Raw genomic sequence first — 22,392 nt, 5'->3', positions numbered from 1 at the left:
TCTCCAAATAAATAATTAGTCAGTATTATTATCTTTGACTAGTTATCTATTTTGCGATGCCTAAACTCTTTTCTATTAACTATAAGTAAAAGTATAAGTACTGTTAAAAACATTAGAGTTGACAGTGCATTAATCTCTGGTTTAATACCTCTCCTTGCCATAGAAAATATTTCGATAGAAAGGTTAGTAACCCCAGGTCCTGCTGTAAAGAAACTTATTACAAAGTCATCAATAGACATAGTAAATGCAATTAACATTCCTGCAAATATACCAGGCTTTATTTGTGGAAGTATAATTTTTCGTAATGTATAAATAGGTGTTGCTCCTAAATCAAGTGCAGCTTCAGTTATATTTTCAGGAAGTTGCTTGAGTTTTGGTAGAACAGCTAGTATTACATAAGGAATATTAAAAGTTATATGTGAAATAAGTAGTGTTGTAAAACCAAATTCTAATTTCATAAAACCTCTAGCAAAAATAAATAAACTCATTAATGCAATCCCTGTTACTATATCAGGATTTAATATAGGTAAATAATTTATATTTAAAAGAATTGTCTTTTTGAAACCTTTCATTTTATTAATGCCAATTGCGGCAAATGTTCCAATTATAGTAGCTATAATTGAAGAAAGTACTGCAATTAAAACAGTAAAGTAAAGAGCTTTAATAATTCTCTCGTTTTTAAATAATTCTCCATACCACTTTAATGTGAAACCAGACCATTTTCCCATTGATTTAGAATCGTTAAATGAGAAAACTATTAATGTGAAGATTGGAGTATATAGAAATAAGAATATAAAAAATAAGTAAAACCTTTTTATAAATTTTTCTAATCTTTTTACCATAGTTGTCCTCCACCTTCTTTTTTATCTGAACCTTCAAATTTACTCATAGCTGCCATAGAAATTAAAATAATAATCATCATAAATATTGAAATAGCAGAACCAAAGTTCCAATCCCCCATTGTAGTAAATTGTTGTTCTATTAGATTACCAAGTAGCATATATTGACCTCCACCAAGTAATCTTGAAATTACAAAGGTAGAAACTGCAGGCATAAATACCATAGTTATCCCGGAAACAACGCCTGGCATACTAAGAGGTAATACTATTTTAGAAAAAATTTGTTTTCTTGAGGCTCCAAGGTCTGAAGCTGCGTTTATTAAATCTTTATCCATTTTTACTAGTACTGTATAAATAGGAAGTACCATAAATGGTAAGAAGTTATATATCATACCAAGTAAAACAGCTCCGTCTGTATATAAAAAACTAAAACGTTCAAATCCGAAGTTTACTAATATATTATTTAACAGACCTTTTTTTCCAAGGATAGGTAGCCAAGCATAAGTTCTAAGTAAGAAGTTCATCCACATAGGAACTATAAATAACATAAGTAGTATATTTCTTTTCCCAGGAGACATCTTTGCAATAATATAAGCAACAGGGTATCCAAGTATAAGACATCCGATTGTTGAAAATAGTGCAAGTGATAGACTTCTATAAAATACTGTGAAGTATTGGGGTTGCATTAATTTTATAAAGTTTTTTAATGAAAATATGTAACCATCAGTAGTTTTAATTGTAAAGCCGAAGAATATTACTATTAATAGTGGGATAACAATAAATAATCCGCTCCAAAAGATATAGGGGTAGGAGGCTAGGGATCTGTTTTTTATTTTACCATTATTCATTAATTAATACCTTTTTCATAATATGAATATCCTCAGGATAAATATCAAGGCCTATAATAGAGCCAACTTCCGCATATTTAGTATTATGAATTATCCACTTTTTATTTTCTTCTGAAGCTTCCATTTCGTAATGTACCCCTTTAAAAATTACAGAATTAACAGTGCAATTAATCATTCCCTGATTTTCGTTAACTATTTTTATATCCTCAGGTCTAACAACAACTTCAATTTTTTCATTTTTATTAAATCCTTTATCAACACACTCAAAGACTCTATTTGAGAATTCAACCTTATAATCGTCAAGCATAACTCCATCTAAAATATTACTTTCACCAATAAAATCAGCAACAAAAGAGTTAGCAGGTTCGTTATAGATATCTTCAGGAGTTCCCATTTGTTGAATAACACCTTTATTCATAACAACAATTGTATCTGACATTGTTAAGGCTTCTTCTTGATCATGAGTTACAAATACAAAAGTAATTCCAAGTTCCTTCTGAATTTTTTTTAGTTCAAGTTGCATTTCTTTTCTAAGCTTTAAATCTAGAGCACCAAGAGGTTCATCAAGTAAAAGAATTTCAGGTTCATTTACAAGAGCACGAGCTATAGCAACTCTTTGTTGTTGACCGCCACTTAGAGAATCGATAGATCTTTTTTCAAAACCTGAAAGTGAAACTATCTTAAGCATACTAGTTACTTTTTTTTCTATTTCTTTTTTTGATAATTTTTTAATTTTCAATCCAAAAGCAATATTCTCGTATATATTCATATGAGGAAATAAAGCGTATTTTTGGAATACAGTATTTACCTGTCTTTTATAAGGAGGTAAATTTGTAATATCTTTTTCATTACAAATTACAGTTCCCTTATCTGCATTTTCAAAACCAGCGATTATTTTTAGTGTTGTAGTTTTACCGCACCCACTAGGTCCAAGTAATGTAAGGAATTCGTTTTTTCTAATATTTAAACTAAGATTATCTAAAACATCATTACTTCCGTAAGACTTATATATTCCTTTTATTTCAATAATATTTTGTTCCAAATTAAACACCTCTTTCTATTCTTTTATCTCCCTAAAATGATGGTGGAGTACTAATCCATATTACTTTAGCTTGAAGTTTACCAGGGTTTGAAATATAGTGATTAACTCGGGGTTTATAATAGAAGCTTTCACCTTTTTTTACTTTATATTTTTTATCTCCAAGATGAAGAGTTATAGTTCCAAGCAATACATAACCAAATTCTTCACCTTCATGGGGCTCTTCCTCAATATATTGACCATTTGGTTCTAAAGTAATCATAATAGGTTCCATTTGGTTTTTTTGAGAGTTTGGAACTAGCCACATAAGTTTGTATTTTAAATCTTCATTATCAGTTTCGAACATATCTTCATCTTTATATGTAACTTTTTCTTGATTATCATCACTAAAGAACTCTTTTAAATTTGTTCCGAGTATTTCAAGAATATCTATTAAAGTTGCAATAGATGGTGATGTTAAGTTGTTTTCTAATTGGGATATAAATCCTTTAGAAAGCTCACATCTATTAGCAAGTTCCTCTTGTGTTAATTGTTTTTCAATTCTAAGTCCTTTTATTTTTTCTCCAATTTGCATAAATACACCTCTAACCATAAAAATTATGTTTGGTAGATATTAACTATTACTAAACTATTTGTTTAAAGTTACTAAACAAACAAGTTATATTATATAAATAATTAAGGAAAAAATCAATATTTTTCTAATAAAAATAAAATTATTTAAAAAGCTTTAAGCCTTGAAGAAATGAGCTTTGAGATAGTGTATGTAGATGAAGAGTTTAAAAGAACAGTATTTAAAGTTTAGTATAAGTAAGAAAAGGCGAAGACTGAATAAAAATGGCATAAAATTAAAAAAGCTCCTTAACATAGAAAAAATCTATATTTATGTAGAAGTAGTTTAGTTATAAAAATTAGTATTAATAAAAAAATGCTAAATATTAAGTTAATATAGATATAATTACCATATTAACTTGATAAAAGCATAAGTATATGAGATATTTGAATTAATGATAGAAAAATTAAGAGGTAATAATTAAATTGCAGGTGATTAAATGAGAAAAACAGTGAATTTATATAGAAGAAATGGGAAAAATGTTTATATAAAACAACCTAGTTTTGAAGAATTATCTTTTGTATCAAAGCTATGGAGTGATGAAAAGACTATGGTAGAAGTAGGTGGACCGTATATATTTTTAAAAGAAAAATGGGAAATGTTTTATAAAAAAATGGTTCAACCAACAGATGGGAAAAATTTCTATTGCTTAATATATACAGTTAGCGATGAAGCTATAGGTGAGGTAAGTTTTCATGGATATGATTCTGCAACTAAGGCTGCTAGAATAAATGTGAAAATACACTATGGATATAGAAAAAAAGGATATGGAGAAGAAGCAGTTAGGTTATTGCTTGAATATTATTTTTTAGAGTTTAAAGGTCAAACTTTAATTGATACAATTAAAACAGAAAGTGGTAAAAAATTCTTTAATAAGATAGGCTTTGAATCTATAGGAGAATTTAGAAATCAAATAACGTACAAGCTAACTAAAGAAGAGTTCTTTAGATTAGAAGTTAAAAGAAAAAGAGAAACAAGAAAAAATATAGCAGTAATTGCTTATAATAATATGAATATAGTTCAATATTCAATTGTTTTTGAAATATTTAATGAAGCTAATAAAATATTAGGGGAAGATTTGTTTAACATTTATGGTGTTGGATATGAAGAGAATGTAATTACAAGTAATATTAATATAGCATTAGAACATAATTTTGAATGTGGAAAGCAACCAGATATAATTATTATTCCTGGGGGATATGGAGCTAAGGAAGCTGCAAGAGATAAATATATTATTAGATATTTATTATCCAAATATAGTAAGTGTGACTATTTATTATCAATTAATACAGGTATTTATTTCTTAAGTAGCTGTGAAATGCTTGATGGTATTTTAGTTCCTCCAATAGTAGGAACCGAAGAAACTTTAAAAGCTATATTACCAGAAATTAGATTTACATCAAAAAGTTTTGCTGATAACGGCAAAATAATTATAAGTTCAAATATAGTTGGAGTTATGGAAGGTTGCTTAAACCTTATTAAAAAAGTTGCAGGAGAAGAAGTGGTATTAGAATTAATAAATGTATTAGGAATTGAGTAGATAAAAAATAGATAATTAAAGTGTGAAAATTATGTGGAAAATGCAAAAAAACATGATAAAAACTCTAAATATTAGAAAAATAAAAGTAAAACCGTTTACTAAATTTTAGCCTATTAACAAATTAAAATTTAAGGTGTATAATGAAATTGTTAAATAAAAAACACACGGGGAGGAATTTAAATGTTTCCACAATGGGACGGATTTAAAATCGGAAATTGGCAAGAAAAGATAGATGTAAGAAACTTCATTCAAAAAAATTATAAGGTATATGAAGGTGATTCTAGCTTTTTAGCACCAATATCAGCAAAAACAGAAAAAGTTTGGGCTGAGTGTAGAACTTTAATTATTGAAGAAATCAAAAAAGGAATTATCGACATAGATACTGAAAGAGTATCAGGTATAGATAATTATGAAGCTGGTTATATTGATAGAGAAAACGAAGTAATTGTTGGATTGCAAACAGATGCTCCATTAAAAAGAATTGTAAATCCATTCGGAGGAATGAGAGTTGCAACTAGCTCATGTGAGGCTTATGGATATAAGCTTAATGAAGAAATTCAATCACATTTCTCATCTTATAGAAAAACACATAACGAAGGTGTATTTGATGCATATACAAATGAAATAAGAGCAGCAAGAAGTGCTGGATTATTAACTGGTTTGCCAGATGCTTACGGTAGAGGTAGAATCATAGGTGATTACAGAAGAGTAGCTCTTTATGGTATAGATTTCCTAATGGAAGAAAAGAAAAAGGATCTAAATGAGCTTCAAGGCGATATGTTAGATGAATTAGTAAGAAAAAGAGAAGAAGTTAATATGCAAATTAGAGCTTTAGCTCAAATTAAATCTATGGCTTCAAAATATGGTGTAGATCTTTCTAAGCCATCTCAAACTGCAAAAGAAGCTGTTCAAGCAGTTTACTTTGGATACTTAGCAGCTGTAAAAGAAAATAATGGAGCTGCAATGTCACTTGGAAGAACTTCAACTTTCTTAGATATATACATAGAAAGAGACATACAAGCTGGAGTTATTTCAGAAGATGGAGCTCAAGAAATAATAGATCAATTTATAATCAAATTAAGATTAGTTAGACATTTAAGAGCTCCAGAATATAATGATTTATTTGCAGGAGATCCAACTTGGGTAACTGAATCAATTGGTGGTATGGGAGTTAATGGAAAATCTCTTGTAACTAAGAATTCATTTAGATATTTACATACATTAACTAACTTAGATCCAGCACCAGAACCAAATATGACAGTATTATGGTCACCAAGCTTACCAGTTGGATTCAAGAAATATTGTGCTGAAATGTCAATAATAACAGATGCAATACAATATGAAAATGATGGAGTTATGCAACCTAAATATGGTGATGATTATGCTATTGCTTGTTGTGTATCAGCTATGCAAGTTGGTAAACAAATGCAATTCTTCGGAGCTAGAACTAACTTAGCTAAAGCATTATTATATTGCATGAATGGTGGAGTTGACGAAAAGACAGGTAAAACTGTAATTAAGGGAGTTAAACCAATGACAGATGAAGTCTTAGATTTCAACACTGTTATGAAGAGTTATGATTCAGTATTAGAATATATTGCAAAATTATATGTTGATACTATGAACATAATCCACTGTATGCATGATAAATATGCATATGAAGCTGGACAAATGGCATTACATGATACACAAGTAGGAAGATTAATGGCATTTGGAGTAGCAGGTTTATCAGTTGTTGCAGATTCATTAAGTGCTATTAAGTATGCAAAAGTTACTCCAATAAGAAATGAAGCAGGAATAGCTGTTGATTTCAAAATTGAAGGAGAATTCCCTAAATACGGAAATGATGATGATAGAGTTGATGATTTAGCTGTAAACTTAACAGAGAAGTTCTCTGCTGAATTAAAGAAACATCCATTATACAGAGATGCTAAACATACATTATCTGTATTAACTATTACATCAAACGTAGTATATGGTAAGAAGACTGGAACTACTCCAGACGGAAGACAAGCAGGAGAACCATTTGCACCAGGAGCTAACCCAATGCACGGAAGAGATGAAAATGGAGCATTAGCTTCACTAAACTCAGTTGCAAAAATTCCTTACGACAGAGTGTGTGAAGATGGAGTTTCAAATACATTCTCAATCGTACCAGATGCTTTAGGTAAAAAAGAAGATGAAAGAGCTATGACATTAGTATCAATTATTGATGGATACTTTACTCAAGGCGCTCATCACTTAAATGTTAACGTGTTTAACAGAGAAACATTACTAGATGCAATGGAAAACCCAGAAAAGTATCCTACATTAACTATTAGAGTTTCAGGATACGCTGTTAACTTCAACAGATTAACTAGAAAACAACAAATGGAAGTTGTAAGCAGAACATTCCATAAATCAATGTAGTTAGCAAAATAAAAAATTTCCCCTGCCTATTAATAGGTGGGGGATTAAATTTAGGCATTAAAAAAAATAGAGTAGAATAGTAGCTTGTTATTTTTAAAAAAATGTCTTATTCATAAGGAGGCTTTTAAAATGACTATAGGAAAAATACATTCAATAGAAACAATGGGACTTGTAGATGGACCAGGAATAAGGGTAGTTGTATTCATGCAAGGTTGTGCGCTTAGATGTCTTTATTGCCATAACCCAGATACCTGGAATGATAATGAGGGAACAGAATATACACCACAAGAATTAGTTAAAAAAATTGCAAGATTTAAAAATTATTTTAAATCATCTGGTGGTGGAGTAACTTTTTCAGGTGGAGATCCGCTAAGACAACCAGAATTTTTATTAGAAGCTCTTAAATTATGTAAAGAAGAAGGTATTAATACCTGTCTAGATACTTCAGGAGTAGGGCGTGGAAATTATGATGAGATATTAAAATACACAGATTTAGTATTATATGATGTTAAGCATCTCTCAGAAGAAGGATATAAGGATATAACAGGTATGTCTATCAATGAAAGTAAAATATTCTTAGAGGCTTGTGAAAGAGCAGGAACAAAACTTTGGATAAGACAGGTAGTTGTACCTGGAAAAACAGATAGCGAAGAGTATATTTTGAAACTAAAAGAATTTATAGAAACCTTACATAATGTAGAAAAAGTAGAACTTTTACCATATCATTTATTAGGGATAAATAAATATGAAACCTTAGGTATTAAATATAGGCTAGATGGTGTTCCTAGTATGGATAAAGATAGATGCAAGGAATTATATGAATTACTAAAATAGCAATAATGTTATTAAGGCATGTTCAAATAAATAACAAGAGAGTATTTTTGTTGTTTATTTGGAGATGTCTAATTTTTTTTGAAAAAAATATAAATGCTATGGGTAAATATTAAGAAATATGTTATAATTAGTCGAAAAATAAGATATAGGGGGATGTAATATGAAATCAAAATCATTAGTAATAGGTTTATTATTAGTAACTGCTTTATTCGTTGGATGCGGATCAAAGAAAGTTGTAGAAGAGACTAAGGTTCCAGAAACAACAAAAGAGGAATCAGTTGATGCTGTAACATCATCATCAATTGTAAAGAGTGATGATGGATTAATAAAAGCATTATCAGCAGATGGAACGTGGATAATTGCTATAACAGGAGATTTACAAACAACAAAAGAATTAGTTATGGATGGTGTTTTTTATAGTAAAGATGATAAGGCAAATGGTTTAGCACGTAAGCTAGCGCTCTATGATCAAGATGCAGATAAGAAAGTAACAGCATCACATACTTTAACAGCACCTAAGATGACTGTTAAGAGTGAAAATGGTAAAATTCAAGAAGGAACTTTTGTTGGAGATATATATGTAGAAGCAAATGGATTCTTATTAAAGAATACTAAGGTTAAAGGAAATGTTTACTTTGCTAACGAAGAATATAAAAACTCATTCAAATTAGACGGTGGAGAAATAAGTGGAGTTACGGAAGTAAAGAAATAATAATATAAATAAAGCGGGTATCATTTTAATGAATTTTAAAATGATACCCTTTTTATATTATAGTAAACAATTATTTGTTTGAAAGCTCTAAAAGCTTGCTAAAATATCCAGCTGGAATAAGCTTCTTTTTCATTCCATTTATAACTAGTAAGTATGTTGCAGCTGTATCAAACCTAGCATCGTGATAGTTTCCGCTACCTTCAAATAACTCAGTAGACTTAGAGGAAATTTCTTTTTCGGTAATTCCTAAAAATTCAATTACTTCTGAAAGTTTAGGATTTTTTATACTGCCATTAGCATTTGGAATTTTGCATATATCTTTATAGTAGCCCATTGTACAAAATTTATTGTTTGGTATCCATTTGCTATCAACAAGACTTTCATCATATAATTGGTTAATTTCATGAGTTAAGAACTTTATGTCAAATTGGACATTATGTCCTATAATAAAATCAGCAGCAAAGAAGTCAGGCATAAATTCTGCAACAAAATCTAAAATCTCTTGTCCGTCAGAAAGTTCATAAAGTTTTTCTAAAGAAAAACCATGAACTGCTTGAGCGCCTGGATCCATTTCATCAACATTAAAGAAGAAGTTTTTTCCTGTAGTTGTTTGAGGTTTAGTGGATGTATCTACAAGAATATAGCTAAGTTGACAGATGTTGCCTGGTCTTATGCTTGTGGTTTCTGTATCAAAAAATAATAATTTCATTTTGTCCTCCTAAAGTAACATAGTTATTATATAATATCATAAAAAAATAACGAATAGAAAAACTATTAGTTATTTTTTAAAGAATTAGATATTATTTTTAGTAATTCCGTGCAAGTTTCGATAGTTCTGTTATTTTTATCAAGTACTGGATTAAATTCAACAAAATCAATAGATCTAACTAGATTTGTATCTAAAATAGTTTCTAAAATATTTTGCCCTTCAAGAAAAGTTAATCCGTTTTCTACCGGAGTACCGGTGCCAGGAACGTAGGATGGGTCTAAACCATCTATATCAAAGCTTAAATGGATATTATTAATGTTCTTATCTTTAAGACTTGCTTTAAATTCATCTAATACAGTATTTATACCCCTGTATTGAATATCTTGTATTTTCCAAAGATTTAAATTGTTTTTAGATATCAATTCTAGTTCTCCTATATCTAAATCTCGTACACCAAGTAAAAAAATATTTTCTGGCTTAACTTTTTGGCCATTAAAATATAAATTAGTAAGATCTGAATGTCCGATTCCCATTGAAGCAGCTAGAGGCATACCATGAATGTTTCCAGAGGGTGTTGTTTCATCAGTGTTTATATCACCATGAGCATCAACCCATACTACTGCAATATTATCATTACCATGATATTTGGAAGTGCCAGCAACAGAACCTAAAGCTAAAGAATGATCCCCTCCAATAGTTATTGGAAGTGTATTATTTTCAAGTGCTGAATAAACTTTATTAGCTAGTTCAATATTTGCATTTATAACTTCATCTAAATACTTCATTTTTTTATTTGCTACATATTTATTTATAGCATCTGCATGCTCCACATATACATCACCCATATCAGTGACGTTATGATTTTTTTTGAAAATATTTATAAGGTTGTTGTCTCTTAAAACTTTTGGCCCATTTTCTACACCAGGATTATCACAACCATAGAAAAGAGGCATACTAATTATGCTTATATTCATATAAAATAAACCTCCAAATCAAATTTTTTCGACATAATACTAATCTATATTAATATGCGTTAATAAATAAGTAAATATAAATTTTAATTTTATTTATAAATATTAAAGTTTAGATATATTGAAGATTCATTATATCAATAAAATTAGAAAATATAATTAAACATGTATAGCACAATTAACCTAAAAGAATTAACAATATAATAAAAAATTGACAATATATTTTAAATTAACTATAATAGCTAACAAAGAAGTGGCTTTAAAGCGTTATTAAAGGTTAGTAAAAGCTAAAATATAGACAAAAGGGGCAAAATACATGAATGTAGAAGGTATAATTATTCCAACAGGATACAAAGGGACTAGTACATTAATAGAAACAGAAATACACATAAAAAAAATTAAAGATTTTTTTGAGGGGAAACTATCAAATAATCTAAATTTAACAAGAGTTTCTGCACCTTTATTTGTAGAATCTGGTAAAGGAATAAACGATAATTTGAATGGTGTTGAGAGACCTGTAAAGTTTGATGTTTTAGCTACAGGAGAAGAAGTAGAAATAATACATTCACTATCTAAGTGGAAGAGAATGAGTCTTCATAGATATGGGTTTAATATTGGTGAGGGGCTATATACTGATATGAATGCCATTAGAAGAGATGAAGAAATGGATAATTTACACTCAATTTACGTAGATCAATGGGATTGGGAGAAAATAATTAAAAAAGAAGATAGAAATCAAAAGACTTTAAAAGAAGTTGTAAATACTATATACAAAGTATTTAAAGATACAGAAGCTTATGTTAATGAAAATTTATCGAAAACTGAATTAAACCTTCCGGAAGATATATATTTCATAACTACTCAAGACCTTGAGGATAAATATCCACAATTGTCATCTAAAGAAAGAGAAGATGCTATTTGCAAGGAACATGGGGCAGTATTCTTAATGCAAATAGGTGGAGTGTTAAAATCTGGAGAAAAACATGATGGAAGAAGTCCAGATTATGATGATTGGAATTTAAATGGAGATATTTTATTCTGGTATCCATTATTTAATAAGGCTGTTGAATTATCATCAATGGGAATAAGAGTTGATGAAAAATCATTAGATCATCAATTAACATTGTCTGGTAGTGATGATAGAAGAAAATTTGAATTCCACAAACTATTGTTAGAAGGTAAATTACCATATACAATAGGTGGGGGAATTGGTCAATCAAGAATTTGCATGTTATTTTTGAATAAAGCTCATATTGGTGAAGTTCAAGCTTCTATATGGGATGAAAAAAACTTAAGTGCATGTAAAGAAAATAATATAAGACTTTTATAAAATAATAAAGCATGGCGTTAGCCATGCTTTTTACTTTAAGAATTAATAATTTTTTGATAAAGAAGCTTCGCCAGAGAAAATAAGTCTTTCTTTCCCAAGGGAATCTCTTACCAATAATTCGCCTGAAGGGGCTATATCTATACAGAATACATTTTCATCCATATCTCTACTTGTAATAACAATTTTTTTTCCTATAAGCATTGAATTTTTTCTGCAAATATCAATAGTTTTATCAATTGAATTATTAAAGATAAATTCATTATACAAAGTTTCGAAATTTTGTAGATAGTTACATAATAATTCTGTTCTATTAAGATTACATCCATATTCAATAGAAAGAGAAGTTGCCTTATCTAATAAATCATTGGGAATATCCTCTTTTGATAAGTTGACATTTATTCCAAAACCTAAAATTATGTAGTTTACTCTATCCATATCACAGCTCATCTCTGTTAAAATACCAGAAAACTTTTTGTTTTTTAAAAGTAAATCGTTTGGCCATTTAATTTCTGGCTTTAAATTATAAGATTCTAAGGTTATAGCTTCAGCAGCAGCAGCAATAAGGGTAATCTTTGGACAATTTATAGGTTCAATATCAGGTCTTAAAATTAGAGAAGCCCAAATACCTCCTTTTGGAGAGGTCCAAACACGCCCCAGCCTTCCTTTGCCTGAAGTTTGAATCTCACTTATAACTAAAGTGCCATTGGGGGCATCTTTTATGGCTAAATCTTTAGCGGTGGAATTGGTAGAGGTCACTTCTTTAAAATAATGAAGTTCTTTACCCATAAAGGTTGTAGTTAAATTTGATTTTATTTCATTTAAAGAAATTAGATCAGCTTCGCAAATTAATTTATATCCTTTATTTGAAACACCATCTATTATATAGCCATCTTTTTTTAGCATATTGATATACTTCCATACAGAACTTCTAGTTATTCCAATAAGTTTACTTATTTCTTCACCAGAAATATAATTCTTGTTAGATTTTAGTAAATTTAAAATTTTTTCCTTCATTTATTCACCTCGATTACATTAGGTACCATGGAAAAACCAATAGTCACTATGATAGTCTATTTTGCACCTTAGGGAGCTGAAATAAAATAAAAATCCAAAGAGCCCTATAGGTTAGTATTTAAAAAATTCTTTAGAGCAAAATTATATCATAGCTAAATAGGTATACATACTAAATATGACATAATTTAATATCATAATATGGATTATAGTATGTCATACTATAATTAGTGCAATATTTTAAAAAATTAATAATTTTGTAATACAAATGAAAAAAAAATCCGTATAATTAAAGCATGTCCTTGTAAAACTATGTTAAATGGTTATATAATAGGAAGGTAAAGGGAGGATATTATGTATGAATGGAAAAAAAGATAAAAAAAGTATTAGTAAAAAGAAAATGGCTATCATAATTTCTTTAAGTGTATTAGCTATAATTATAGCAACTGTTTTATTTGGTTATCAATATTTTAAAAGTAAAATATACGTACCACCAAGTGATACAAATAGCATAAGTACAGAAGAAAATAAATATAAAGAAGTTGAAGGTATAACAAATGTTTTATTAATAGGAAGTGATGGTAGAACATTAGATGAGTTATCAAGATCAGATTCTATTATGATTGCAACATTAGATAATAATAATAAAGAAGTTAAGTTAACTTCAATTCAAAGAGATACATTAGTTGATGTTCCAGAATATGGTGAGCAAAAGATAAATGCAGCATTTGCATTAGGTGGAGCAGAATTATTAATGGAAACTATAAGTGATGCTTTTGAAATTAAATTAGATAAATATGTAATAGTTAATTTTTGGGGTTTTGAATCAATTATTGATGCAATAGGGGGCATTGAAATTGATATTAAAGATTATGAAATTGAAAATGTTAATGAATACATAGGTGATTCCACAGAAACTAAATCAGAGCCAATAACAAAACCAGGATTACAAAAACTTAATGGAGCTCAAGCTCTTTCATATTCAAGAATAAGAAGTGTTGGAAATGGTTCTTATGAGAGAAGTGAAAGACAAAGCAGAGTTTTAAATGAAGTAGCTGAAAATTTAGTGAAAATAAATCCTTTAAAATACCCAGGTATAGCAGATAAATTATCAGAACATGTTAAAACAAATATAGAACCACTTATGGCTTTAAATTATGGATATACAATTTATAAATTTCCAGAACTTAAATTTGAACAACTTCAAATTCCACAAGTAGAGTTATCAAGTGAGGAAAATGGATATAAAGATAAGGGCTGGGTAATATTAATAGATAAAAAACAAAATGCTAAGGTACTAAATGACTTTATATTTGAAAATAAATTACCTAATGCAGAAGATTATGACCTTATTGCAAGAGAAAATGTTTTTGCAAAATACAGATCAGATGAAAAGAGATATAATTCTTTATATGGAATTAAACCAGAAGAATATCTAGATACTGGAAAGAAACTTAATGATAAAGATATTCAAAGAACTAATACTGTAGATAAAGTAGCAGAAGCGGAAACGGCGAAAAAAGAAGAAGCGAGAAAAATAGCAGAAGCGGAAGCGGCTAGAAAAGAAGAAGCGAGAAGGGCAGAAGAAGCAGCAACAAGAAAAGCGGCAGAAGATGCAGCTGCAAAAAAGGCAGCAGAAGATGCAGCTGCAAGAAAGGCAGCAGAAGATGCAGCTGCAAAAAAAGCGGCAGAAGAAGCAGCAAAACCAAAACCACAATAAGCTATAGGGAAGATGGTTTTTAATTTTATAAGGTAATAGTTAAAGTAAAAAGAACTCAGCTTATAATTTATGAGCTGAGTTCTTTTTTAATTTATTAGTATATGTGTTAAGACTTAATATATGGTATAATACATAGAAGAAAAAAGTTAAGGAGAGTTGAATTATGGCAGATAAATTATTAGATATAATATTTACAATACCAGCTATATTAATAGCCTTTACAGTTCAAGGTTATGCAAAAGCAAAAATGGCAGATAAATTAGGAGATAAAACTCCAAGGTTTCAAGGAAGATTATCTTTAAACCCTATAGATCACATTGATCCAATGGGATTTTTAATGATTATTATATGTGGATTTGGATGGACAAAGCCTTTAGATACAAATCCAAATGCTTATAAAAGAGGACAAAAAGATGCTATAAAGGTTACAGTTGCAGGACCACTTGCAAATCTTTTAGTTGGATTTGTAGGGTCATTTATATTTATTTTTTTCATTTATATTTTAGGAAATATGATGCCAGAGAGTATGTACATGGTAGCATCTAATATGTTAAGGAGTATAGTTTTAATAAATATAAGTTTATTTGTATTTAATTTATTACCATTACCAGGACTTGCAGGTTTTGAAATAATGAAAAATCTTTGGCCAAAAACATATTATAAAGTAGCTGATACTATATATCAATATCAAATGTTTATATTAATAGGTGTTTTATTAATAGGTGGAAAAATTTTAGGAATTCCAGTAGGTATTATCTATACGTTATTTATCACAATAGCTAAGGCGGTAGTAGGGATATTTATTTAATACATACTAAATAATATAATAAATTTATTTTATGTAGTTTAAGGGACATAAAAATAAATAGACTAGCATACTGACTTGCTATTTATTTGAACATCCCTAAGATTTAGGAGGAAAACAAATGAGACTAAGGAAAAAACAGTGGGTAAGACCAGAACTAGAAGAAAGTAATTTATTTCTTCCAAGAGCTTCAGTTAATAAAGGAAAATGGAATGAGGTATTTGGTAATTCAAATCCTATATATTTAGAACTTGGATGTGGTAGAGGTGAATTTTTACTTAAGCACTCTATAAATAATCCAGAGATTAACTATGTAGCGGTAGATTTAAAAGATGAAGTATTAATTTATGGGCTTCATAAACTTCAAGAAAATAATTTAGAGAATGCAAGACTTACTGCTATGAACATCGATTTTATAGAAGACGTATTTGAAAAAGATGAAGTAAGTAAAATATATATTAATTTTTGTAACCCTTGGCCAAAGGATAGACACAATAAAAGAAGATTAACCCATACAAGATTTTTATCAAAGTATAAGGCATTCTTAAAGGCTGGATCAGAAGTTTGGTTTAAAACAGATGATACTGATTTATTTAATGCATCACAAGAATACTTTAAAGAGTCAGGCTTTGAAATTGAATTCTTAACATATGACCTTCACAAATCAAATTTTGAAGGAAACATAATGACTGAATATGAAACTAAGTTTACAGGTCTTGGAATGAAAACAATGTGTTTAACAGCAAGGTTGAAATAAAAAACATTTATAGAGATGAAAGAAAATAACAAATCAAAGAAGCTACTTTACACAAAAAAAGCGTAACTAGCAAATAAAACCCTAGGATTTAAAAAATCCTAGGGTTTTATAAATTTAGATAGCTTTTTTTATAATAAGATTTCTATTGTAAATCTCTTTAAATTTACCAGTAGCTCTATATGCTTGGTGAATTTCAAGTTCTAAATCTATATCCGAAGTTACAGTGATTGTAACTGTATTTTCGTCAAAGTCTACATCTAAATCACTAACAGCACCTACAAGGCTTCTATCTAGCCCTTCAGCAAGCTTTAAAAGAACTCCTATTAACTTTGTAGCCTTTACATCAAGGCTATTGATAATGGAGGCGAATGGAGGCTGAGGAACCTGGTATTTATTAAACCTATGTGAGGCTGCAATACATGCACTCATTAGTAATTCTTTATGAGTTATTCCATTAATATAAGAATGTAAAATTATATAGAAAGAATGTTTATGATGCTCATAGTAATCTATACTAGTTCCACAATCATGAAGCATAGTAGCAGTTTTAAGAATGCGATCATAACTACTATCTAAATGGTGAAGAGGTTTTAGTGCATCAAAGAGTTTAGTAGTAATCCAAAATACATGTTTAGCATGAGATTTATTACTATTTAAAGTATCTAAAATACCGTTAATGCTATAATCTAAAATATCTTTGTTAAGTGGATGTTTAGAATTAATGTATTCATATAAAACCCCTTCTTTTAAACCACGGTCAGAAATAATGATTTTACTGTTGCAAACTAGTTTAACAATATTGTGGAAAATAGCAAGTCCACCGACAATTACATCAGAAGAATCAGGATCAAAACCTTCAATTTTGCATCTTTGCTTATAATCCTTAGATTTTAAAAGATTATATATATCATGAACATCTAAATCAGTAAGTTCGTAGTTATGAGATATATCAAGTGGATATCTCTTTTTAATCCTATCAAGTTTCCCGATTGTACGAACCGTGCCACCAACTCCAATTATAGAATCATATGTGTTTTCAGTTACCCATTGCAAGTCACGTAAATGAGAGTTTATAAGGTTTATAGTTACATCTAAATCATCTCTAGATATTCTATCAGTTAAGTTATAATTGTATGATAAATTTACACAGCCAAAAGGAAGTGTTGCACTTTTGATAATGCATCCATTTTGAATCCAAGCTAAGTGAGTGCTATTTCCTTCAACTTCTACCATTAAAGAATTTTCTACATATATACTTCTAGTTACACCTATAAAGTTATAGTGGATTTCTTCTTCACAAGATAACACTCTAATATCAACATCTAATTCAGATTTAATTGTTGATATTAACAAATCTTTATTTTGTGCAGTTCTAAAGGATTCAGTAGCAACTGCAATTATTTTAGAAGCGCCAGATACAATGCATAATGATTTAAAAGCTCTAAGTGTAGAAAGAATTAAACTGATTTTATCATTGCATATTTCACATCCGTTAACTAAGTCAGAACATAATCTTATAGAAGATTTAAGTTCATCTATAACTTTAAAATAACCATCATCTTCAACCTCAGTTAACATTAATCGAAGAGTATTAGGACCAATATCAATAACACCTATTTTATTCATAAGAACTCCTTATTTACTTTAGTATTATAATTTAGTTTCTAATTCAATATTATATCACTTTTAAAAATAAAGAATAGATAAAATTTACTGACTAGTTATTTATTTGGATATGCCTTAACTAAAATTAAAGTTTATAAATGAAATTATTTTTATGAGTTGACAAAAAAACTTAGAGTTATGTATAATAGGTATATTAATAAATTTAAAATAAAGTCAAAGAAGAGGAAAGTACTTTAATTTAATCTTTTAGCGAATAGGGAGATGGTGTGAGCCCTACAAGATAAATTAAAAGGAAAAGAGACTTGGAGACATCTACTGAAATTAAGTAGGATAGATCGTATAAGCTGCGTTAAAGCAATGAGTGGCATTCATAAATGCAACTAGAGTGGTACCGCGGTTACTTCCGTCTCTTATTTTTAAAAGAGATGGCTTTTTTTATTTTCAAGTAAATATAATGAAATGCCTAAAATATAGGGAGGAATAATTATGGATTATAAAATGAAAATTGCAGAGCTTATAAAAGAACATATGGATATGGATGTTAAGCTTATTGAAAATTTAATAGAAATACCACCAAGACCAGAAATGGGGGATTTCGCATTCCCATGTTTCCAATTCTCAAAAACACTTAGAAAAGCACCAAATATGATAGCAGCAGAGTTAAAAGATAAATTAAATGCAGAAGGGTTTGAAAAAATAGATAATTTAGGACCATATGTAAACTTTTTTGCAGATAAAGCTATATTTACAAAAAATGCTATAGAAAAAATCCTAGAAGAAGGAGATAATTATGGATCATCAAATGTAGGAGAAGGAAAAACTGTTTGTGTTGAACATTCATCACCAAACATTGCAAAGCCTTTCCATGTTGGTCATCTTTTCTCAACTTCAGTTGGAAATTCATTATACAGATTATTTAAAAAAGAAGGGTATACTGTAGAAGGAATTAATCACTTAGGAGATTGGGGAACACAATTTGGTAAGTTAATATCAGCATATAAAAGATGGGGTAATGAAAAAGCTCTAGAAGAAAATGCAATAGATGAGTTACTTAGAATATATGTTAAGTTCCATGATGAAGCTGAGAATGATCCATCATTAGTTGATGAAGGAAGAGCATACTTTAAAGCTTTAGAAGATGGAGATAAAGAAGCAGAAGCATTATGGGAAAGATTCAGAAACTTAAGCCTAAAAGAATTTGATAGGGTATATAGCATATTTAACGTAGAATTTGATTCCTATGCAGGAGAAGCCTTCTACAATGATAAAATGGGTGTTGTAGTTAATGAGCTAAAAGAAAAGAAACTTTTAGTTGAAAGTAATGGAGCACAAGTAGTTATGCTTGATGAATATAACATGCCACCATGCATAGTGTTAAAAGGAGATGGAGCATCTATATATGCAACAAGAGATTTAGCAGCAGCTATGTATAGAAAGAAAAAATATGATTTCTATAAATGTGTGTATGTAGTTGGTTCACCTCAAGCACTTCACTTTAAGCAAGTGTTTAAAGTGTTAGAGCTTGCAGGACACGAATGGGCTAAGGATTGTGTTCATGTTGGATTTGGATTAGTTAAGTTTGCAGATAGAAAGCTTTCAACTAGAAAGGGTGAAATAATACTTTTAGATGATTTAGTAAGAGAATCAGTAGATAAGACTTTAGAAGTTATAAATGAAAAAAATCCAGAATTAGAAAATAAAGAAGATGTTGCAAAGAAAATTGGAGTAGGTGCACTAGTATTTACTTACCTTAAGAATTCAAGAGAAAAAGATATAATATTTGATTGGAAGGAAATGCTTTCATTTGAAGGAGAAACAGGTCCTTATGTTCAATATTCCTATGCAAGAGCTAAGAGCATATTAAGAAGAGCAGAAGAATCAAATATAGAAGCTGATTTCTCAAAACTTAACTCAAAAGAAGAGTTTGAATTAGTGAAACACTTAGAAAACTTCAATAATCAAATACATGTAGCAGTTGAAAAACTAGAGCCTTCAATACTAACTAGATATGTAATAGAAGTTGCTAAGGCATTTAATAAGTTCTACAATGCACATTCAGTATTAAATTTAGAAGATGAAGGATTAAAGCAAGCTAGATTAGAATTAGTTAAAGCTAGCTGTCAAGTTATAAAAAATGGATTATACTTATTAGGAATAGATGTAGTAGAAAAAATGTAATTACTAAGGAATATTCAAAAAAGCAACGTTTAATTTAAACGTTGCTTTTTTTATTAGGCTATTTATTTTTATCTTTGTCTTTATAAATAGGACAGTGGTTTGAACAACTGCCACAATTACAATTGCCTTTAGATGATTTTCTAAAACTTCTAAAAAGTATAAAGGCTGAGAATCCTAAAATTCCAATTGTTATAATAATCTCCATAACATCCTCCTTAGGTGTCTTCAAGAAAAGAACTCGTCAGATGCTGGTCTATTTTCTTGAAGATTCCTCATCTATAAAAATAAAGTTGCAATATTAAAGACTATGAATGATACTACCCATGCTAAAATCAATTGGTAAGCTATTGAAAAAAGAGTGAATTTAGTTCCATACTCTTTGTACATAGCACCTATAACTGATATACAGGGAGTGTATAGTAATACAAACACTAAAAATGAAAGTGCAGAAGCTGATGTGAAATATACTGGTAACATTAATGTTAAGTCACCTGAGAAAATTATCCCCATTGAAGCTATAACACTTTCTTTAGCAAGTAACCCTGTTAATAATGATACTGAACTTTGCCAATCACCAAAACCTAGCGGCTTAAATATTGGAGCTATAACGCTACCAATTGAAGACAATAGACTATCATTAACATCTACCATTCCAGTAAAGTTAAAGTTTGATAGGAACCATATAAGAACACTCATAGCAAATATTAATGTTCCAGCTCTAATTAAGAATCCTCTTGCTTTTTCCCATACTTGTTTTCCTATATTTTTAATAGATGGAGTTTTATATTCTGGTAATTCTATAATAAAGGGCTCCTCATCTTTTTTAAAAATAGTATTCTTAAAAATTACTCCGAAAATAAAGGCTAATATTACACCTAATAAATAAAGGCCAGCAACAATTAATCCAACATATTTAGGAAAGAATACAGCAGCAAACACTGCGTAAACAGGTAATTTTGCATTACAACTCATTAGTGGTACTAATAATGCTGTAAGTTTTCTATCTTTTTCACTTTCTAAAGTTCTAGCTGACATAATAGCTGGTACTGTACAACCGAAACCAACGATCATAGGAATAAATGCCTTACCTGAAAGACCCATTTTTCTCATAACCTTGTCCATTATAAAAGCTATTCGAGCCATATAACCACTATCTTCTAATACTGAAATACAAGCGAAGAGAGCAAGTATTATAGGTAATAAAACAACTATTCCCCCAACTCCAGCAATAATACCATCAACAATTAATGATTGGAACCAAGGGCTACTATCAGATAAAAGGCTAGTAACAAATGGTAAAAGGGAATCGTTAAGTAATGCATCTAGCATATCAGATAATGGTTGACCAACCCATGCAAATGTTACTTGGAACATTAAAGCCATAAAAGCTAAAAAAATTGGATAAGCAAGCCATGGGTTCAACAAAATATTATCTAATTTGTCTTTAGTTGGTTTACCTTTTTTTATAGAAGTGGTACTACATTTTTCTAAAACAGAATCAATAAAAGAATAAGTCGTTTTTTCATCTTCAAAATGAAAATCATTATCAGCTTGAGAACTGAAAAAAACATCAGATACTAGTGCGTCTTTTAGTTCATTAATTCCCTCTTCCTTTGAAGCTACAATTGGAATTACTTTAACTTGCAAAAGTTCTGATAGCTTATTATAATCTAAATTAAATCCTTTTTTTTCAGCTACGTCAATCATATTAACGGCTAAAATAATAGGTTTTTTAAATTGTTTTAATTGAGTAGTTAAATAAAGGTTTCTATTTATATTTGATGCATCTATAATATTTAAGATAACATCAACCTCATCATCCTCTAAAAATTTTTTGGAAATTTTTTCTTCGTTAGAATAAGTATCAAGAGCATATATTCCTGGTAGATCAACTACTTTTATATCTCCAAAGAAGCCTTCCTTCTTATCTACTGTAACTCCTGCCCAATTTCCAACTCTTTGAGTAGAACCGGTTAAGCTATTAAATAAAGTTGTCTTTCCTACATTGGGGTTACCCAGTAGTGCTACTGTTTTCATTTATTATCCTCCTTAGTTAGCTAGAAAAATATTCTTAGCATCTTTTTTTCTTATGGCTAAATCGAATCCTCTTAGCTGTAGTATCATAGGATCGCCTAAAGGAGCTATTCTTTTAAGTTCTACCTCTGTACCTTCAATGCAACCTAAAGCAGATAATCTTTTAGCTAAATCTACATTTCCGGAAATTGATTTAATTATTCCTTTTTGGCCTAGTTCTAAATCACAAATACACATTATCTCTACCTCCAATGAAAATCATTATCATACTATATAATAGCTAAAAATTAAAAAAAAGTCAATGTTTTTTTAAATTAAGTGAATAATTTTGAAAAAAACAGAAAAACTATAAAGTTATTGATATATTAATTTAATAATAATATATCAAAATAGGATTAAGATATATTAATTAAAAGTTTT

Annotated in this window: 20 protein-coding genes and 1 other annotated feature; of the genes, 9 read left to right on the top strand and 11 right to left on the bottom strand. The window is 29.2% G+C overall.

The genetic code is table 11. The annotated features are described in order from the left end of the window. Positions 1-38 precede the first annotated feature (38 nt). Genes J1C67_RS00395 through J1C67_RS00380 form a run of 4 tightly spaced genes read right to left on the bottom strand, consistent with a single transcriptional unit; the run spans position 39 to position 3,300 of the window. A complete protein-coding gene (locus J1C67_RS00395) occupies positions 39-842 on the bottom strand; it encodes an ABC transporter permease (RefSeq protein ID WP_167866296.1) in 804 nt (267 codons plus the stop codon). Next, complete coding sequence (locus tag J1C67_RS00390; protein ID WP_167866297.1) at positions 836-1,687, bottom strand: ABC transporter permease; 852 nt, start codon at positions 1,685-1,687, stop codon at positions 836-838. Before J1C67_RS00390 ends, J1C67_RS00395 begins: the two co-directional genes overlap by 7 nt. Beyond that, complete coding sequence (gene potA / locus J1C67_RS00385; RefSeq protein ID WP_167866298.1) at positions 1,680-2,729, bottom strand: spermidine/putrescine ABC transporter ATP-binding protein; 1,050 nt, start codon at positions 2,727-2,729, stop codon at positions 1,680-1,682. Before potA ends, J1C67_RS00390 begins: the two co-directional genes overlap by 8 nt. Positions 2,730-2,760: 31 nt before the next feature. Continuing rightward, complete coding sequence (locus tag J1C67_RS00380) at positions 2,761-3,300, bottom strand: helix-turn-helix domain-containing protein (RefSeq protein WP_089970801.1); 540 nt, start codon at positions 3,298-3,300, stop codon at positions 2,761-2,763. Positions 3,301-3,775: 475 nt separating this feature from the next. Here J1C67_RS00380 and J1C67_RS00375 point away from each other — a divergent pair, with 475 nt between their 5' ends. The 4 genes from J1C67_RS00375 (at position 3,776) to J1C67_RS00360 (ending at position 8,831) form a co-directional block, all read left to right on the top strand. Continuing rightward, positions 3,776-4,876 carry a GNAT family N-acetyltransferase gene (locus J1C67_RS00375; RefSeq protein ID WP_167866299.1) on the top strand — a complete coding sequence of 367 codons (1,101 nt, stop codon included), beginning with the start codon at positions 3,776-3,778 and terminating at the stop codon, positions 4,874-4,876. Between the two features lie 180 nt (positions 4,877-5,056). Beyond that, on the top strand, positions 5,057-7,285 hold the full coding sequence (pflB, locus tag J1C67_RS00370; RefSeq protein ID WP_167866300.1) for a formate C-acetyltransferase: 2,229 nt from the start codon (positions 5,057-5,059) through the stop codon (positions 7,283-7,285). A 129-nt stretch (positions 7,286-7,414) separates the two neighbouring features. Beyond that, complete coding sequence (pflA, locus tag J1C67_RS00365) at positions 7,415-8,119, top strand: pyruvate formate-lyase-activating protein (protein WP_167866301.1); 705 nt, start codon at positions 7,415-7,417, stop codon at positions 8,117-8,119. Positions 8,120-8,279: 160 nt separating this feature from the next. Beyond that, positions 8,280-8,831, top strand: coding sequence for a hypothetical protein (locus tag J1C67_RS00360; RefSeq protein ID WP_167866302.1), 552 nt, complete (start codon positions 8,280-8,282; stop codon positions 8,829-8,831). Between the two features lie 70 nt (positions 8,832-8,901). On the opposite strand, the gene J1C67_RS00355 is transcribed toward J1C67_RS00360, so the two are convergent. Together J1C67_RS00355 and rocF are read right to left on the bottom strand one after the other, a co-directional pair. Further along, positions 8,902-9,540, bottom strand: a complete 639-nt coding sequence (locus tag J1C67_RS00355) for a 3'-5' exonuclease (RefSeq protein ID WP_089970816.1) — start codon at positions 9,538-9,540, stop codon at positions 8,902-8,904. A 65-nt stretch (positions 9,541-9,605) separates the two neighbouring features. Next, positions 9,606-10,514: an arginase gene (gene rocF / locus J1C67_RS00350; protein WP_167866303.1), complete on the bottom strand. Its 909-nt coding sequence runs from the start codon at positions 10,512-10,514 to the stop codon at positions 9,606-9,608. Positions 10,515-10,827: 313 nt separating this feature from the next. On the opposite strand from rocF, the gene asnA reads away from it, so the two are divergent. Beyond that, positions 10,828-11,841, top strand: a complete 1,014-nt coding sequence (gene asnA, locus J1C67_RS00345) for an aspartate--ammonia ligase (RefSeq protein ID WP_167866304.1) — start codon at positions 10,828-10,830, stop codon at positions 11,839-11,841. A gap of 42 nt (positions 11,842-11,883) precedes the next feature. On the opposite strand, the gene J1C67_RS00340 is transcribed toward asnA, so the two are convergent. Next, entirely contained in the window at positions 11,884-12,855 is a 972-nt protein-coding gene (locus J1C67_RS00340; RefSeq protein WP_167866305.1) for a biotin--[acetyl-CoA-carboxylase] ligase, read from the bottom strand. 355 nt (positions 12,856-13,210) lie between these two features. On the opposite strand from J1C67_RS00340, the gene J1C67_RS00335 reads away from it, so the two are divergent. From J1C67_RS00335 to trmB, 3 genes are all read left to right on the top strand, one after another. Beyond that, positions 13,211-14,572, top strand: coding sequence for an LCP family protein (locus J1C67_RS00335; RefSeq protein ID WP_207253541.1), 1,362 nt, complete (start codon positions 13,211-13,213; stop codon positions 14,570-14,572). A 163-nt stretch (positions 14,573-14,735) separates the two neighbouring features. Further along, a complete protein-coding gene (locus J1C67_RS00330; protein WP_089970829.1) occupies positions 14,736-15,380 on the top strand; it encodes a site-2 protease family protein in 645 nt (214 codons plus the stop codon). Positions 15,381-15,498: 118 nt separating this feature from the next. Then, on the top strand, positions 15,499-16,134 hold the full coding sequence (gene trmB, locus J1C67_RS00325) for a tRNA (guanosine(46)-N7)-methyltransferase TrmB (RefSeq protein WP_089970831.1): 636 nt from the start codon (positions 15,499-15,501) through the stop codon (positions 16,132-16,134). Positions 16,135-16,248: 114 nt separating this feature from the next. Here trmB and J1C67_RS00320 read toward each other — a convergent pair whose 3' ends face one another. Beyond that, on the bottom strand, positions 16,249-17,760 hold the full coding sequence (locus J1C67_RS00320) for a Ppx/GppA phosphatase family protein (protein ID WP_089972460.1): 1,512 nt from the start codon (positions 17,758-17,760) through the stop codon (positions 16,249-16,251). Positions 17,761-17,967: 207 nt separating this feature from the next. Continuing rightward, positions 17,968-18,174: a binding site (T-box leader), on the top strand. 72 nt (positions 18,175-18,246) lie between these two features. Between J1C67_RS00320 and argS the strand changes: the two genes are divergently transcribed. Next, positions 18,247-19,938, top strand: coding sequence for an arginine--tRNA ligase (gene argS, locus J1C67_RS00315; RefSeq protein WP_167866306.1), 1,692 nt, complete (start codon positions 18,247-18,249; stop codon positions 19,936-19,938). A 58-nt stretch (positions 19,939-19,996) separates the two neighbouring features. Here the strand turns inward: argS and J1C67_RS00310 are convergent, their stop codons facing one another. The 3 genes from J1C67_RS00310 to J1C67_RS00300 form a co-directional block, all read right to left on the bottom strand. Then, the gene (locus J1C67_RS00310) at positions 19,997-20,143 is read right to left on the bottom strand and encodes a FeoB-associated Cys-rich membrane protein (protein WP_089972467.1); all 147 of its coding nucleotides are present in this window, start codon (positions 20,141-20,143) and stop codon (positions 19,997-19,999) included. Positions 20,144-20,214: 71 nt separating this feature from the next. After that, on the bottom strand, positions 20,215-21,975 hold the full coding sequence (feoB, locus tag J1C67_RS00305) for a ferrous iron transport protein B (RefSeq protein WP_167866307.1): 1,761 nt from the start codon (positions 21,973-21,975) through the stop codon (positions 20,215-20,217). A 12-nt stretch (positions 21,976-21,987) separates the two neighbouring features. Then, entirely contained in the window at positions 21,988-22,209 is a 222-nt protein-coding gene (locus J1C67_RS00300) for a FeoA family protein (protein ID WP_089972473.1), read from the bottom strand. Between the last annotated feature and the right edge of the window lie 183 nt (positions 22,210-22,392).

It is taken from the genome of Clostridium gasigenes (genome assembly GCF_017348895.1).
Lineage (GTDB): Bacteria > Bacillota > Clostridia > Clostridiales > Clostridiaceae > Clostridium > Clostridium gasigenes.
The sequence above is the reverse complement of the archived record's forward strand: the minus strand, read 5'-3'. Positions and strand labels throughout refer to the sequence as shown.

Coding starts and splice junctions, on each gene's coding strand:
- J1C67_RS00395 (WP_167866296.1), bottom strand. CDS start 842: ATGGTAAAAAGATTAGAAAAATTTATAAAAAGGTTTTACTTATTTTTT.
- J1C67_RS00390 (WP_167866297.1), bottom strand. CDS start 1,687: ATGAATAATGGTAAAATAAAAAACAGATCCCTAGCCTCCTACCCCTAT.
- J1C67_RS00380 (WP_089970801.1), bottom strand. CDS start 3,300: ATGCAAATTGGAGAAAAAATAAAAGGACTTAGAATTGAAAAACAATTA.
- J1C67_RS00375 (WP_167866299.1), top strand. CDS start 3,776: ATGAGAAAAACAGTGAATTTATATAGAAGAAATGGGAAAAATGTTTAT.
- pflB (WP_167866300.1), top strand. CDS start 5,057: ATGTTTCCACAATGGGACGGATTTAAAATCGGAAATTGGCAAGAAAAG.
- pflA (WP_167866301.1), top strand. CDS start 7,415: ATGACTATAGGAAAAATACATTCAATAGAAACAATGGGACTTGTAGAT.
- J1C67_RS00360 (WP_167866302.1), top strand. CDS start 8,280: ATGAAATCAAAATCATTAGTAATAGGTTTATTATTAGTAACTGCTTTA.
- J1C67_RS00355 (WP_089970816.1), bottom strand. CDS start 9,540: ATGAAATTATTATTTTTTGATACAGAAACCACAAGCATAAGACCAGGC.
- rocF (WP_167866303.1), bottom strand. CDS start 10,514: ATGAATATAAGCATAATTAGTATGCCTCTTTTCTATGGTTGTGATAAT.
- asnA (WP_167866304.1), top strand. CDS start 10,828: ATGAATGTAGAAGGTATAATTATTCCAACAGGATACAAAGGGACTAGT.
- J1C67_RS00340 (WP_167866305.1), bottom strand. CDS start 12,855: ATGAAGGAAAAAATTTTAAATTTACTAAAATCTAACAAGAATTATATT.
- J1C67_RS00335 (WP_207253541.1), top strand. CDS start 13,211: ATGAATGGAAAAAAAGATAAAAAAAGTATTAGTAAAAAGAAAATGGCT.
- J1C67_RS00330 (WP_089970829.1), top strand. CDS start 14,736: ATGGCAGATAAATTATTAGATATAATATTTACAATACCAGCTATATTA.
- trmB (WP_089970831.1), top strand. CDS start 15,499: ATGAGACTAAGGAAAAAACAGTGGGTAAGACCAGAACTAGAAGAAAGT.
- J1C67_RS00320 (WP_089972460.1), bottom strand. CDS start 17,760: ATGAATAAAATAGGTGTTATTGATATTGGTCCTAATACTCTTCGATTA.
- argS (WP_167866306.1), top strand. CDS start 18,247: ATGGATTATAAAATGAAAATTGCAGAGCTTATAAAAGAACATATGGAT.
- J1C67_RS00310 (WP_089972467.1), bottom strand. CDS start 20,143: ATGGAGATTATTATAACAATTGGAATTTTAGGATTCTCAGCCTTTATA.
- feoB (WP_167866307.1), bottom strand. CDS start 21,975: ATGAAAACAGTAGCACTACTGGGTAACCCCAATGTAGGAAAGACAACT.
- J1C67_RS00300 (WP_089972473.1), bottom strand. CDS start 22,209: ATGTGTATTTGTGATTTAGAACTAGGCCAAAAAGGAATAATTAAATCA.